9 protein-coding genes are annotated in these 14,853 nt (G+C 64.6%); 5 read left to right on the top strand and 4 right to left on the bottom strand.

What is annotated here, in order from left to right; all coding sequences use genetic code 11:
• The first annotated feature begins 6 nt into the window (after positions 1-6).
• From infB to truB, 3 genes are all read left to right on the top strand, one after another.
• Positions 7-2,922: a translation initiation factor IF-2 gene (gene infB, locus CFB34_RS16110; protein WP_089439949.1), complete on the top strand. Its 2,916-nt coding sequence runs from the start codon at positions 7-9 to the stop codon at positions 2,920-2,922.
• 115 nt (positions 2,923-3,037) lie between these two features.
• A complete protein-coding gene (gene rbfA, locus CFB34_RS16105) occupies positions 3,038-3,436 on the top strand; it encodes a 30S ribosome-binding factor RbfA (protein ID WP_089425212.1) in 399 nt (132 codons plus the stop codon).
• Positions 3,437-3,449: 13 nt separating this feature from the next.
• Positions 3,450-4,382, top strand: coding sequence for a tRNA pseudouridine(55) synthase TruB (truB, locus tag CFB34_RS16100; RefSeq protein ID WP_089439950.1), 933 nt, complete (start codon positions 3,450-3,452; stop codon positions 4,380-4,382).
• Positions 4,383-4,465: 83 nt separating this feature from the next.
• Here truB and CFB34_RS16095 read toward each other — a convergent pair whose 3' ends face one another.
• The 4 genes from CFB34_RS16095 to CFB34_RS16080 form a co-directional block, all read right to left on the bottom strand.
• On the bottom strand, positions 4,466-6,025 hold the full coding sequence (locus CFB34_RS16095) for a DHA2 family efflux MFS transporter permease subunit (RefSeq protein WP_071334374.1): 1,560 nt from the start codon (positions 6,023-6,025) through the stop codon (positions 4,466-4,468).
• 29 nt (positions 6,026-6,054) lie between these two features.
• A complete protein-coding gene (locus CFB34_RS16090) occupies positions 6,055-7,269 on the bottom strand; it encodes an HlyD family secretion protein (RefSeq protein ID WP_089439951.1) in 1,215 nt (404 codons plus the stop codon).
• Positions 7,270-7,321: 52 nt separating this feature from the next.
• Positions 7,322-8,818: an efflux transporter outer membrane subunit gene (locus CFB34_RS16085; protein ID WP_089439952.1), complete on the bottom strand. Its 1,497-nt coding sequence runs from the start codon at positions 8,816-8,818 to the stop codon at positions 7,322-7,324.
• An 87-nt stretch (positions 8,819-8,905) separates the two neighbouring features.
• Positions 8,906-9,397, bottom strand: coding sequence for a MarR family transcriptional regulator (locus CFB34_RS16080; protein WP_069247824.1), 492 nt, complete (start codon positions 9,395-9,397; stop codon positions 8,906-8,908).
• Positions 9,398-9,725: 328 nt separating this feature from the next.
• Here CFB34_RS16080 and typA point away from each other — a divergent pair, with 328 nt between their 5' ends.
• Together typA and CFB34_RS16070 are read left to right on the top strand one after the other, a co-directional pair.
• Positions 9,726-11,552 (top strand): translational GTPase TypA, encoded by a 1,827-nt coding sequence (typA, locus tag CFB34_RS16075; protein WP_021162397.1) that lies wholly within the window; start codon positions 9,726-9,728, stop codon positions 11,550-11,552.
• Positions 11,553-11,870: 318 nt separating this feature from the next.
• Positions 11,871-14,735, top strand: a complete 2,865-nt coding sequence (locus tag CFB34_RS16070) for a 2-oxoglutarate dehydrogenase E1 component (protein WP_069247825.1) — start codon at positions 11,871-11,873, stop codon at positions 14,733-14,735.
• Positions 14,736-14,853 lie beyond the last annotated feature (118 nt).

The raw sequence follows: 14,853 nt of genomic DNA, 5'->3' as shown, positions 1-14,853 counted from the left end.
GAATGAATGGCGAGTAACAACGTAGCCCAATTTGCCGCGGAACTGAAAATGCCTGCTGGTGTGCTGCTCGAACAGCTGCAGGCAGCGGGCGTCCAGAAAGCGAGTGAAGACGATGCGCTGTCCGAAACGGACAAGGCGCGTCTGCTCGATCATTTGCGCAAGTCGCACGGCGCAACCGACGGCGACAAGCGCAAGATCACGCTGACCCGCAAGCATACGTCGGAGATCAAGCAATCTGACGCGACGGGCAAGGCTCGCACCATTCAGGTCGAGGTCCGCAAGAAGCGTACGTTCGTCAAGCGCGACGACGTGAGCGAGGGTGCGGAACAGGGTCAGGCGCAGGTTGCCGAGGCGGACGACGATGCGGAACTGAAGCGTCGCGAAGAAGAAGCGCGCCGTGAGGCCGAGCTGCTCGAGAAGCAGGCGCAGGAGCTTCGCGAGCGCCAGGAACGCCTCGAGCGCGAGGAAGCAGAGCGCCGCGCCCGCGAGGAAGCGGCTGAAGCCGAGCGTCGTCGCGCCGAGGAAGAGGCCGCAGTGAAGCGTGCCGCGGCCGAAGCGGCGGCGCAGCAGCAGGCGGCCGCGCAGCAGGCTGCGGCAGCCGAGCAGCAGGAAACGGCCAGCACGCAGTCCGCGCAGGACGAAGCACGCGCAGCCGCCGAACGTGCGGCTCAGCGCGAAGCGGCGAAGAAGGCTGAAGACGCTGCCCGCGAGGCGGCGGACAAGGCGCGCGCCGAGCAGGAAGAGATCAGCAAGCGTCGTGCAGCGGCAGAAGCCGAAGCGCGTGCGATCCGCGAAATGATGAACACGCCGCGCAAGGCCGTGGTCAAGGCAGTCGAGCCGCCGAAGCCGGTCGAGCCGCCGAAGCCAGCCGAAGCGAAGGGCACGCTGCACAAGCCGGCGAAGCCGGAAGGTGCGCAGGCGCGTCCGGCCGTGAAGAAGCCGGCCGGTGCGGCAGCGCCGGCCACGACTGCGCCGGCAGGTGCGGGCGACCGTAACAAGAAGCCGGGCGCAGGCAAGGGCGGCTGGCAGGACGACGCGTCGAAGCGTCGCGGCATCAAGACGCGCGGCGATTCCAGCGGCGGTGTCGACCGCGGCTGGCGCGGCGGCCCGAAGGGTCGCGGCCGTCACCAGGACAGCTCGACGTTCCAGGCGCCGACCGAGCCGATCGTTCGTGAAGTGCACGTGCCGGAAACCGTGTCGGTTGCCGACCTCGCGCACAAGATGTCGGTCAAGGCCTCCGAAGTCATCAAGGTGATGATGAAGATGGGCCAGATGGTCACGATCAACCAGGTGCTGGACCAGGAAACGGCGATGATCATCGTCGAAGAACTGGGCCACCGCGCGGTTGCCGCGAAGCTGGACGATCCGGAAGCGCTGCTCGTCGAAGGCGAAACTGGTACCGATGCGGAGCAACTGCCGCGTCCGCCGGTCGTCACGGTCATGGGTCACGTCGACCACGGCAAGACCTCGCTGCTCGACCACATCCGCCGCGCGAAGGTTGCAGCGGGCGAAGCGGGCGGCATTACGCAGCACATCGGCGCATACCACGTCGAAACGCCGCGCGGCGTCATCACGTTCCTCGATACGCCGGGTCACGAAGCGTTCACGGCAATGCGTGCACGCGGCGCGAAGGCGACCGACATCGTGGTGCTTGTGGTGGCAGCCGACGACGGCGTGATGCCGCAGACGAAGGAAGCCATCGCCCACGCGAAGGCAGGCGGTGTGCCGATCGTCGTCGCGATCAACAAGATCGACAAGCCGGACGCGAATCTCGATCGCGTCAAGCAGGAGCTGGTCGCGGAAGGCGTCGTGCCGGAAGAGTACGGCGGCGATTCGCCGTTCGTGCCGGTTTCGGCGAAGACGGGCGCGGGTATCGACGATCTGCTCGAGAACGTGCTGCTGCAAGCCGAAGTGCTGGAACTGAAGGCACCGGTCGAGGCGCCGGCCAAGGGCATCGTGATCGAAGCGAAGCTCGACAAGGGCAAGGGCCCGGTCGCGACGATCCTGGTGCAGTCCGGTACGCTGAACCGAGGCGACGTCGTGCTGGCGGGTACGGCCTATGGCCGCGTGCGCGCGATGCTCGACGAAAACGGCAAGCCGACGAAGGAAGCCGGCCCGTCGATCCCGGTCGAAATCCAGGGTCTGTCGGAAGTGCCGGGTGCGGGCGAAGAAGTGATCGTGCTGCCGGACGAGCGCAAGGCGCGTGAAATCGCGCTGTTCCGTCAGGGCAAGTTCCGCGACGTCAAGCTGGCGAAGCAGCAGGCCGCGAAGCTGGAAAGCATGCTCGAGCAGATGGGCGAAGGCGAAGTGCAGAACCTGCCGCTCATCATCAAGGCGGACGTGCAGGGCTCGCAGGAAGCACTCGTGCAATCGCTGCTCAAGCTGTCGACCGACGAAGTGCGCGTGCAGATCGTGCACAGCGCGGTGGGTGGCATCAGCGAAAACGACGTCAACCTCGCAACGGCATCGAAGGCTGTCATCATCGGCTTCAACACGCGTGCAGATGCACAGGCGCGCAAGCTGGCCGAGTCGAACGGTATCGACATCCGCTACTACAACATCATCTATGACGCAGTGGATGAGGTGAAGGCGGCGATGTCGGGCATGCTGGCGCCGGAGAAGCGCGAAGTCATCACCGGCATGGTCGAGGTGCGCCAGGTCTTCAAGGTACCGAAGATCGGTGCAGTCGCCGGCTGTATGGTGACGGACGGCGTCGTCAAGCGCTCGTCGTCGGTGCGCGTGCTGCGCAACAACGTCGTGATCTTCACGGGCGAACTCGAATCGCTGAAGCGCTTCAAGGACGACGTGAAGGAAGTGAAGCAAGGCTTCGAGTGCGGTATGTCGGTGAAGAACTTCAACGACATCGTCGAAGGCGACCAGTTCGAAGTCTTCGAAGTGACCGAAGTCGCGCGTACGCTGTAACCCTCGCGCATCGGCTCATGGGCGGGGCAGGCTTTGGGCCTGTCCCGCCCATTTTCATGGTGGCGTGCCAACACTGGCCGCCGCTTTATCCTGATAAACGGATCACGGATCGATCATGTCCAGGAAACGTACTTCCCCCAATCGCAACGTGCAGATCGCTGACCAGATTCAGCGCGATCTGTCCGAACTCATCATGCGCGAGGTCAAAGACCCGCGCATCGGCATCGTGACCATCCAGAGCGTGGAGCTCACACCGGATTACGCACACGCGAAGGTCTACTTCACCGCGTTGACCGGCGATCCGGACAAGACGCAGGAAGCGCTGAACCACGCGTCGGGTCACTTGCACAACCTGTTGTTCAAGCGCCTGCACATCCATACGGTGCCGACGCTGCATTTCCACTACGACCAGACGATCGAGAAGGCCGTGGAAATGTCGCGCCTGATCAAGGAAGCGAACTCGACGCGCGCGAAGGACGACGACGAGGCCGATTCGGCCGCCAAGGACGACTGAGCTCGACCGGCCTATGACGACTGCAGCACCCCAACGTCCGCGCGTGCCCCGGCGCGTGCTGGACGGTGTCCTCCTGCTCGACAAGCCGGTCGGCCTGTCGAGCAACGATGCGCTGATTCGCGCGAAGCGTCTGCTGCTCGCGAAAAAAGCCGGTCACACCGGCACGCTCGATCCATTGGCTTCCGGCCTGCTGCCGCTGTGCTTCGGCGAGGCGACGAAGTTCTCGCAGGATCTGCTCGAAGCGGACAAGACCTACGAGGCGACGATGCGTCTCGGTCAGCGTACGGCCACCGGCGACGCGGAAGGCGAAGTGATCGAGACGCGGCCCGTCGAATGCGACCGCGCGGCGGTGGGAGCCGCACTCGTGCGCTTCACCGGCGAGATCGTGCAGGTGCCGCCGATGTATTCGGCGCTCAAGCGTGACGGCAAGCCGCTGTACGAATATGCGCGGGCGGGGCAGACCGTCGAGCGCGAGGGCCGCAACGTGACGATCCTCGCACTCGACCTGCTCGCGTGCAACCTGCCTGACGTGACGTTTCGCGTGACCTGCAGCAAGGGCACTTACGTGCGTACGCTGGCGGAGGATATCGGCGAGGCGCTCGGTTGCGGCGCGCATCTGACGATGCTGCGTCGCACGGGCGTCGGCGCGCTGACACTCGAGCATGCGGTGACGCTCGATGCGCTGTCCGATGCAGACGAAGCGTCGCGCGATGCATGGCTCCAGCCGGTCGACGCGTTGCTGTCGACGTTTCCGCTGGTTCGTCTCGATGAAACCAGCGCGAAACGGTTCCTGCACGGCCAGCGCCTGCCGCTGTCGGCGCTCGATCCGATCGACGCGGCCGAAGGCGAGCGTGTGCGCGTCTATGACGCCACTCGGCTGCTCGGCGTGGCGCGCAAGGCGAACGGCGTACTGGCGCCGGAACGGCTTGTCGTCACGGCGGCCTGACGCAGCCGCGCGAACGCTCCCGCTCGAATGAAAAAGCCCGGTCGATGTCGACCGGGCTTTTTGTTTGCGTCCAGGATGCGTGTTCAGTGTGCAGCCGATGCCGCGGCACCTGCATCGCCGCCGCCCGAGCGCTCGGGTTTCGTGATCCAGATCAGCCCGATCAGCAGCACGAAGATTGCCGCCGAGATGTAGAACAGGTCGTTCACGCCGAGCTGCGCGGCCTGCTGCGTGGCCATGTTGTTGATCAGCCCGTGCGCCTGGTCCTGCGTCAGCCCGAGGTTGCCCATCTGCGTGACGGCCTGGTTGAACGTCGGGTTGTAGACGTTCGCCTGCTCGACCAGTTGCGCGTGATGGAAGTTGTTGCGATGGTCCCAGGCGGTCTGGAAGATCGACGTGCCGATGCCGCCGCACATGATCCGCACGAAGTTCGACAAGCCCGATGCCGCGGGGATGCGGTGGCCGGGCAGGCCGGACAGCGTGATCGACACCAGCGGGATGAAGAAGCCGGCCATCGCGATGCCCTGCACGAGCGTCGGCAGCGTCAGCGACCATTCGTCGACGCCCGTCGTGTAGCGCGAGCGCATCCAGAAGCACAGCGCAAACGTCAGGAACGACGCCGTCGAGATGAAGCGCGGATCGGTGCGCGGCAGATACTTCCCGGTGAGCGGCGACAGCAGGATCGCGAACAGCCCGACCGGCGCCATCACGAGACCGGCGTCGGTCGCGGTGTAGCCGATCTGCGTCTGCAGCCACAGCGGCAACAGCACGAGGTTGCCGAAGTACAGGCCGTACCCGATCGACAGCGCAACCGTGCCGCCGGTGAAGTTCCGCATGCGGAACAGCGACAGGTCGACGACCGGGTGCTCGGCAGTCAATTCCCAGATGACGAAGAACGCGAACGCAATGACGGCGGTCAGCGCGAGCACGATGATGGTCGTCGACGCGAACCAGTCGAGATCCTTGCCCTTGTCGAGCATGATCTGCAGCGATCCGACCCAGACGACCAGCAGCGCGAGGCCTACGCCGTCGATCGGCGCGCGGCGCACGGCCGACTCCCGGTTGCGATAGATTGCCCACGTCGCGGCGGCGGCGGCGATGCCGACCGGGATGTTGACGTAGAAGATCCACGGCCACGAGTAGTTGTCCGAGATCCAGCCGCCGAGGATCGGGCCGGCGACGGGCGCGATCAGCGTCGTCATCGCCCATAGCGCGAGCGCCATCGGTGCCTTGGCGCGTGGATAGCTCGACAGCAGGAGCGCTTGCGACAGCGGAATCATCGGGCCGGCCACCGCGCCTTGCAGCACGCGCGACCCGAGCAGGAACGGCAGGTTGGGCGAGAGACCGCACATCCACGACGAAATCACGAACAGGATGATCGACGCGAGGAACAGTCGCACTTGCCCGAAGCGGTCGGTCAGCCAGCCGGTCAGGGGCACCGAGATCGCGTTCGCGACCGCGAACGACGTGATGACCCACGTGCCCTGGTCGGACGACACGCCGAGGTCGCCCGAGATGGTCGGGATCGCGACGTTCGCGATGGACGTGTCGAGCACGTTCATGAACACCGCGAGCGATACCGCGATCGTCCCGATCACGAGTTGCCCGCCCTGCAAGGGCGGGTGAGAGACAGGAGCCTGTGCCATGTCGGTTGCTTTTTCCGGAGTCGGAACGGTTACATCATCTTCGCGACGGCATTCGACTTCGCCGCGGCCGGCGCGGATGCGTTGCCGCCTGCGTTCTCGGCGATGATGCGGGCGATTTCGGCATCGGCTTCGTCGCCGTACTTCGCGAACACGTTGGTCTCGTAGACGGTGTTCGGTGCGTTCACGAGCTGGTCGCCGCGTTCGTCCTTGATGTCCACGTCGACCTGCATCGACAGGCCGATGCGCAGCGGGTGCTTGTCGAGATCCTTCGGATCGAGTTCGATCCGCACCGGCAGGCGCTGCACGACCTTGATCCAGTTACCCGTCGCGTTCTGCGCCGGCAGCAGCGAGAACGCCGAGCCCGTACCGGCCGAGAAGCCGACCACCTTGCCGTGGTACGTGACCGACGAGCCATAGATGTCGGCCGTCATCTCGACCGGCTGGCCGATGCGCATGTGCTTCAGCTGGACTTCCTTGAAGTTCGCGTCGACCCACACGGCATTGAGCGGCACCACCGACATCAGCGGGTTGCCGGGCGACACGCGCTGGCCGACCTGCACCGAGCGCTTCGCGACGTAACCAGTGACCGGCGCGGGCAGCACGTTACGTGCGTTCGCGAGGTACGCGTCGCGCACCTTCGCGGCGGCGGCCATCACGTTCGGGTGCGATGCGATCGTCGTGTTCGCGGTCAATGCGCGATTCGATGCGAGCTGCTGCTGCGCGGCGTCGACCGACGCCTGCGCGGCCTTCACTGCGTCGCGGGCATGCGAGATCTCTTCCTGCGACACGGCGCCCGTCTGCGCGACGGCGAGGCGGCGACGCAGGTCGTCCTGCGCCTTCGACAGGTCGGACTGGCGCAGCGCGACTTGCGCGCGGTACTGGTCGTCGTTGACGAACAGGCCGCGCACCTGGCGCACCGTTTGCGCGAGATTGGCTTCCGCCTGCTGCAGCGCGACCTGCGAGTCGGCCGGGTCGAGCACGACGAGCGGATCGCCGGCCTTGACGGTCTGCGTATCGTCGGCCTTCACCGCGATCACGGTGCCGGTGACTTGCGGCGTGATCTGCACGACGTTGCCGTTCACGTACGCGTCGTCGGTCCCTTCATGGAAGCGGGCGACGAGGAAGTAATACAGGCCGTACGCAATGGCTGCGATCACGATGACCGCGACGAGCAGCGTCATCATTCGCTTGCGCTTGCCGTTGTTCTGCGGCTGCGCGCTGGCGGCGTTTTGTTGGTCGCTCATGGCGATTTTCTCCGTCCGTTATTTCGAGTGTCTGCGTAGTGGTGGCGCCGGATCAGTTGGCGGCCTGTTTTGTCGGCTTGTCGGCATCGGGTGCGGCGAGCGGCGTGCCGGTCGCGTCGAACCCGCCACCCAGCGCCTTGATCAGCGCGAGCTGCATGTCGCGGCGGCGCATCTTCAGGTTGGTCACCGTCTGCTCCGATGCGAGGCGGTTGCTGTCCGCGGTCAGCACCTGCAGTTGCGGCGACAGGCCGGCCTTGTAGCGGATGACCGCGAGGTCATAGGCGCGCGTCGATGCGTCGAGTGCGCGTTGCGCATCGCCCATCTGGCGATCGACCGCGCGGATCGATGCGACCTGCGTCGCGACGTCGTTCAGCGCACTGATCAGCGCCTGGTTGTAGTTCGCCACCGACAGGTCGAAGTCCGCGTAGCGGCCCTTGAGCTGCGCGCGCAGCGCGCCGGCGTCGAAAATCGGCAGGTGGATCGCCGGGCCGAACTGCGCCTGACGGCTCGCGAAGTTCAGGAATTTGCCCCAGCCGAACGCATCGAAGCCGAAGCCGGCCGCGAGGTTCACGTCGGGATAGAACTCGGCCTTCGCTTCCTTCACGTCGTGCATCGCGGCTTCGACCTGCCAGCGCGCGGCGACGATGTCGGGGCGGCGCGAGACGAGATCGGCCGGCAGGTTGCCGGGCAGGGCGACTTCACCGCTCGGGTTCACCACGGGCGCGGCGATCTGCAGCCCGCGGTCCGGGCCCTTGCCGAGCAGCGCGGCAAGCTGGTAGCGCACCGTCGTGATCTGGCCATCGAGATCGGACAGCGAAGCCTGGGTCGTCGCGATATTGCCGCGCGCCGTCTGGCGTTCGACGTTGGTGTCGAGGCCGGCCGACACGCGGCCGTCGGTGATCTTGCCGACCGTCTCGCGGTTGGTGATCTCGCGCTGCGCAATATCGCGCAGCGCATAGAGTTGCGCGAGCGAGTTGTAGGTGCGTGCGACCGACGACGCGAGCGTGATGCGTGCCTGCTGCATGTCGGCTTCGGCCGCCTTTTCCTGCGACACGGCGGTATGCAGGCGCTCGCGGTTCTTGCCCCACAGGTCGAGTTCCCACGACGCGCTCGCGAGCGCGTTGTTTTCGCTGTACCACTGGCCGCCGTACGGGGGCGGGAACAGCGCGTTCGACGAATACAGCTCGCGCGTCCACGAATAGCTGGCTTCCGCCTTCGGCATCAGGTTCGAGCGCGACGATTCGATGTATGACGACGCCTTTGCGATGCGCGCCTGCGCCTGCGCGATAGACGGATTGCCCTGCAGGGCTTCGTCGATCAGCTTCGGTAGTTGCGGATCGCCGAACTGGCTGGCCCAGTCGAGCGCCGGCCACTGGCCGCCCTGGGCCGGCAGGCTCTGGGCGGATTCGAATTGCGACGCGGGGGCGATCTGCTTGTCGCTCTTGATGCCGATGTAGTTCGCGCAGCCCGCCAGTGCCAGTGCGGCGACCGCGGCGGCGACGGCGGCGCGGCACGACCCGGCGCGCACGGACAACGGGGAGGATTTCATCGCGCTGATCCCTGACTCGGAATGAATGATGGACACTGCAAGGATTTCCTTACATTAATCTGTCAAAAGTAATTGTTATGGCAACTATTACGTGATGCTGCCGCCGGCGGTCTCGCAGTAGTTGCTGAGAATGCGGCGCAGCATGCTCTTCAGAAACCCGACTTCCTCCGGCGTAAACCCGTCCAGCACCTGGTCGAGCACGCTGCGGAAAATCGGCGGCAGCCGTTCGGCGAGTGCACGGCCTTCGTCGGTCAGCTCGAGGCGCACGACACGCCGATCCTCGACGCTGCGGACGCGAGAAAGCAGGCCGCGTTTCTCGACCCGGTCAAGCAGGCGCGTGACCGCGCTCGCGTCGATCCCGTACTCGCGCGCGAGCTCGGCGGCCGTCGAGCATTTGCCGACCGCGATCATGAACAGCATGCTCGCCTGCGTGCCCGTGATGCCGAGCTCCTCCTGCGTGCGTTGCGTGACGAGATTGGTCATCACGGACTTCACGCGCGACATCAGATAACCGACGCTGTCGTTCATCTGATACGAGGACAGCGGCGAGACGGGCGGTTGGGTAGAAGAATCCGACATAAAACCCTGAAGCTGCAATAGTTGACTAGGCAGCAGTATAGGCACAGTTGCTTGCCGCGGCAAATGTTAATCGAACGGCAAAGGGCGCGCTTTGTGTCCCATAAATCCACTATCCCAATAAGGTTTTTGGGGCTTGCCAATGGCGCGGGCTTCGGCCGACCGGCGGGTTCGAGGGGAGGGTGTGCGGTCGTCTGGTGTTGCGTCGCAACGTGCCGGTCAGCTCCCGACATCCGCACGTGCTATAATTTGTGGCTTTCCAAGCTGCAATGCGCGCGCCCGTGAAAAACGAGCGGGCGCTTTTGCGCGTTCAAACGATTTCCAGGTTTCTATGACCCGCGCCCTTCGCAATATCGCCATCATCGCCCACGTCGACCACGGCAAGACCACGCTCGTCGACCAACTGCTTCGCCAGTCCGGCACCTTCCGCGAGAACCAGCAGATTGCCGAGCGGGTGATGGACTCGAACGACATCGAAAAAGAGCGCGGGATCACGATTCTCGCGAAGAACTGCGCGGTCGAGTACGAAGGCACGCACATCAACATCGTCGACACGCCGGGGCACGCGGACTTCGGTGGCGAGGTGGAGCGTGTGCTGTCGATGGTCGACTCGGTGCTGCTGCTCGTCGACGCGGTCGAGGGCCCGATGCCGCAGACCCGTTTCGTCACGAAGAAGGCGCTCGCGCTCGGCCTGAAGCCGATCGTCATCGTCAACAAGATCGACCGCCCGGGTGCGCGGATCGACTGGGTGATCAACCAGACCTTCGACCTGTTCGACAAGCTCGGCGCAACCGAAGAGCAGCTCGATTTCCCGATCGTCTACGCATCGGGCCTGAACGGCTATGCGTCGCTCGACCCGGCCGCGCGCGAAGGCGACATGCGCCCGCTGTTCGAGGCAGTCCTCGAGCACGTGCCGGTCCGCCCGGCGGATCCGGACGCACCGCTGCAGTTGCAGATCACGTCGCTCGATTATTCGACGTACGTCGGCCGGATCGGCGTCGGCCGCATCACGCGCGGTCGCATCAAGCCGGGCCAGCCGGTCGCGATGCGCTTCGGCCCGGAAGGCGAAGTGCTGAACCGCAAGATCAACCAGGTGCTGTCGTTCACGGGTCTCGAGCGCGTGCAGGTCGAATCGGCCGAAGCAGGCGACATCGTGCTGATCAACGGTATTGAAGACGTCGGCATCGGCGCGACGATCTGCGCGGTGGATACGCCGGAAGCGCTGCCGATGATCACCGTCGACGAACCGACGCTGACGATGAACTTCCTCGTCAACTCGTCGCCGCTCGCCGGCCGCGAAGGCAAGTTCGTCACGAGCCGCCAGATCCGCGACCGCCTGATGAAGGAGCTGAACCACAACGTCGCGCTGCGCGTGAAGGACACCGGCGACGAAACGGTGTTCGAAGTGTCGGGTCGTGGTGAGCTGCACCTGACGATTCTCGTCGAGAACATGCGTCGTGAAGGCTACGAGCTGGCCGTGTCGCGTCCGCGCGTCGTGATGCAGGAAATCGACGGTGTCCGTCACGAGCCGTACGAACTGCTGACCGTCGACGTCGAGGACGAACATCAGGGTGGCGTGATGGAAGAGCTCGGCCGCCGCAAGGGCGAGATGCTCGACATGGCGTCGGACGGCCGCGGCCGCACGCGTCTGGAATACAAGATCTCGGCGCGTGGCCTGATCGGCTTCCAGAGCGAATTCCTGACGCTCACGCGCGGCACGGGCCTGATGAGCCACATCTTCGACTCGTACGCACCGGTCAAGGACGGCTCGGTGTTCGAGCGCCGCAACGGCGTGCTGATCTCGCAGGACGACGGCGCTGCCGTGGCCTACGCACTGTGGAAGCTGCAGGATCGCGGCCGCATGTTCGTGAAGCCGGGCGACGCGCTCTATGAGGGCATGATCATCGGTATCCACAGCCGCGACAACGACCTCGTCGTGAACCCGATCAAGGGCAAGCAGCTGACCAACGTGCGCGCGTCGGGTACCGACGAAGCGGTGCGCCTCGTGCCGCCGGTCCAGATGTCGCTGGAATACGCGGTCGAATTCATCGACGACGACGAGCTCGTCGAAGTGACGCCGCAATCGATCCGCCTGCGCAAGCGCTTCCTGAAGGAGCACGAGCGTCGCCGCGCGAGCCGCGAAGGCGCGGTCGACTAAGCGTTCCGGTCGTTCGCTGCATCACGGAAAAGGCTGCTTGCGGGCAGCCTTTTTTGCATCTGCGCAGCGTGCAATCGGATTGTCTGCAAAACACTGTTCCTGCGGGTCGTGGCAATCCGGCAAAACCCCGTCGCGCGGTGCTTTCAGGCACATTTCGCCGTGAACTCCGGTATCGGTTCTGTGATATGCTGCGCGCACGCAAGTTTTAGGTCCTTCCAAGCAAGACTTGATTCGCAATCCGCTAAACGGTCAGGCCGTGTCGCGGAAGGTTGAGTAACCCGCTATTTCTCGAGAAGCTCGAAGAAAGGTGAGCGTAAAATGTCAGATGTAATGAAGCAGTTTCAGCTGAACTCCTATCTGTTCGGCGGCAATGCTTCGTACGTTGAAGAACTGTACGATGCATACCTCAACAATCCGGCATCGGTGCCGGAGAACTGGCGAGAGTATTTCGACGCGCTGCAGAATGTGCCTGCAACGGACGGTTCGAATGCCAATGACGTCGCCCATTTTCCGATCGTCGAATCGTTCGCCGAGCGCGCGAAGGCCAATGCCTTCATCCCGCGCGAAAGCACGACCAACCTGGCTGCGGCACGCAAGCAGGTGCACGTCCAGTCTCTCATCAGCGCGTATCGCTTCCTCGGCTCGCAATGGGCCAATCTGGATCCCCTGAAGCGTCGCGAACGTCCCGCCATTCCCGAGCTCGAACCCGCGTTCTACGATTTCTCCGAAGGCGACCTCGACCAGACGTACAGCGCAAGCAACCTGTACTTCGGTTTCGACCAGGCTTCGCTGCGTGACATCGTCAAGGGCCTGCGCGACACGTACTGCGGCACGATCGGCGCCGAGTACATGTACATCAGCGACCCGGAACAGAAACGCTGGTGGCAGGAGCGCCTGGAGTCGACCCGCGCGACGCCGAACTTCTCGGCCGACGAGAAGAAGCACATCCTGAATCGCCTGACGGCCGCCGAAGGCCTCGAGCGTTACCTGCATACCAAGTACGTCGGCCAGAAGCGCTTCTCGCTCGAAGGCGGCGAAAGCTTCATCGCGGCGATGGACGAAGTCGTCCAGCACGCGGGCAAGCGCGGCGTGCAGGAAATCATCATCGGCATGGCCCACCGTGGCCGTCTGAACGTGCTGGTCAACACGCTGGGCAAGATGCCGGCCGATCTGTTCGCCGAATTCGAAGGCAAGCACGTCGACGACCTGCCGGCCGGTGACGTGAAGTACCACAAGGGCTTCTCGTCGGACGTGTCGACGGAAGGCGGCCCGGTCCACCTGTCGCTCGCGTTCAACCCGTCGCACCTCGAAATCGTGAACCCGGTGGTCGAAGGTTCCGCGAAGGCGCGGATGGACCGTCGCGGCGACGAAGACGGCCTGCAAGTGCTGCCGGTGCAGATCCACGGTGACGCGGCCTTCGCTGGCCAGGGCGTCGTGATGGAAACGCTGAACCTCGCGCAGACGCGCGGCTACGGCACGCACGGCACGCTGCACATCGTCATCAACAACCAGATCGGCTTCACGACGTCCGACCCGCGCGATGCGCGCTCGACGCTGTACTGTACCGACGTCGTCAAGATGATCGAAGCGCCGGTGCTGCACGTGAACGGTGACGATCCGGAAGCTGTCGTGCTCGCGATCCAGATCGCGATCGACTACCGGATGCAGTTCCACAAGGATGTCGTGATCGACATCGTCTGCTTCCGCAAGCTGGGTCACAACGAGCAGGACACGCCGGCGGTCACGCAGCCGCTGATGTACAAGAAGATCGCGCAGCACCCGGGCACCCGTGCGCTGTACGCCGAGAAGCTCGTGCAGCAGGGCGTGATCACCGCGGAAGACGCCGACAACTACGTGAAGGCGTACCGCAAGGCGATGGACGACGGTCACCACACGGTCGACCCGGTCCTGTCGAACTACAAGAGCAAGTACGCGGTCGACTGGGTCCCGTTCCTGAACCGCAAGTGGACGGATGCAGCCGACACGGCCGTGCCGCTCGCAGAACTGAAGCGCCTCGGCGAACGCATCACGACGGTCCCGGAAAACTTCAAGGTCCACCCGCTCGTCGAGCGCGTGATCAACGACCGCCGCAACATGGCGCGTGGCGACCAGCCGCTCGACTGGGGCATGGGCGAACACCTCGCGTTCGCGTCGCTCGTCGCATCGGGTTACTCGGTGCGCCTGACCGGCCAGGACTCGGGCCGCGGCACGTTCACGCACCGTCACGCGGTGCTGCACGACCAGAACCGCGAGCGCTGGAACGACGGCACGTACGTGCCGCTGCAGAACATCGCCGAAGGCCAGGCGAAGTTCACGGTGATCGACTCGGTGCTGTCGGAAGAAGCGGTGCTGGGCTTCGAATACGGTTACTCGACCGCCGAGCCGAACACGCTCGTGCTGTGGGAAGCGCAGTTCGGCGACTTCGTCAACGGCGCGCAGGTCGTGATCGACCAGTTCATCTCGTCGGGCGAAGTGAAGTGGGGCCGCGTGTCGGGTCTGACGATGCTGCTGCCGCACGGCTACGAAGGCCAGGGTCCGGAGCACTCGTCGACGCGTATCGAGCGTTTCCTGCAACTGTGCGCCGATCACAACATGCAGGTCGTTCAACCGACGACGCCGGCACAGATTTTCCACCTGCTGCGTCGCCAGATGATCCGCCTGTTCCGCAAGCCGCTGATCGTCGCAACGCCGAAGTCGCTGCTGCGTCACAAGGAAGCGGTGTCGGACCTGTCGGAACTCGCGAAGGGTTCGTTCCAGCCGGTGCTGGGCGAAACCGACGGCGGCATCGACGCGAAGAAGGTCAAGCGCGTGCTGGCATGCTCGGGCCGCGTGTATTACGACCTCGTCGCCCATCGCCGCGAAGCGAAGGCGAACGACGTCGCGATCATCCGTATCGAGCAGCTGTATCCGTTCGCGCACAAGCAGTTCGAAGCCGAAATGAAGAAGTACGAGAACGCGACTGAAGTGGTCTGGGTGCAGGACGAGCCGCAGAACCAGGGCCCCTGGTTCTACGTCGAGCACCATCTGAAGGAAGGCATGAAGGAAGGGCAGAAGCTGGCATACAGCGGCCGTCCGGCTTCGGCCTCGCCGGCGGTTGGCTACTACGCGAAGCACTACGAGCAGCAGAAGGCCCTCATCGAAGGTGCGTTCGGCCGCCTGAAGAGCGCATCGATCGCGAAATAACCGACGGAAGCGAAACGGGAAGGCGCCATGCGCTTTCCCGTCTCTTTTGGCCCGCCGGGCGCGTTGCGCGCCGCACCGGCCGAAGGAATCGCACGAACCTCGTCACACCCCAGATTAA

The organism is Burkholderia sp. HI4860, from assembly GCF_002223045.2.
Lineage (GTDB): Bacteria > Pseudomonadota > Gammaproteobacteria > Burkholderiales > Burkholderiaceae > Burkholderia.
The sequence above is the reverse complement of the archived record's forward strand: the minus strand, read 5'-3'. Positions and strand labels throughout refer to the sequence as shown.

What these genes read in the sequence shown, in the direction of transcription:
- typA (WP_021162397.1), top strand. Translation starts at nt 9,726, where the DNA reads ATGACCCGCGCCCTTCGCAATATCGCCATCATCGCCCACGTCGACCAC.
- truB (WP_089439950.1), top strand. Translation starts at nt 3,450, where the DNA reads ATGACGACTGCAGCACCCCAACGTCCGCGCGTGCCCCGGCGCGTGCTG.
- CFB34_RS16070 (WP_069247825.1), top strand. Translation starts at nt 11,871, where the DNA reads ATGTCAGATGTAATGAAGCAGTTTCAGCTGAACTCCTATCTGTTCGGC.
- CFB34_RS16095 (WP_071334374.1), bottom strand. Translation starts at nt 6,025, where the DNA reads ATGGCACAGGCTCCTGTCTCTCACCCGCCCTTGCAGGGCGGGCAACTC.
- rbfA (WP_089425212.1), top strand. Translation starts at nt 3,038, where the DNA reads ATGTCCAGGAAACGTACTTCCCCCAATCGCAACGTGCAGATCGCTGAC.
- CFB34_RS16080 (WP_069247824.1), bottom strand. Translation starts at nt 9,397, where the DNA reads ATGTCGGATTCTTCTACCCAACCGCCCGTCTCGCCGCTGTCCTCGTAT.
- CFB34_RS16085 (WP_089439952.1), bottom strand. Translation starts at nt 8,818, where the DNA reads ATGAAATCCTCCCCGTTGTCCGTGCGCGCCGGGTCGTGCCGCGCCGCC.
- infB (WP_089439949.1), top strand. Translation starts at nt 7, where the DNA reads ATGGCGAGTAACAACGTAGCCCAATTTGCCGCGGAACTGAAAATGCCT.
- CFB34_RS16090 (WP_089439951.1), bottom strand. Translation starts at nt 7,269, where the DNA reads ATGAGCGACCAACAAAACGCCGCCAGCGCGCAGCCGCAGAACAACGGC.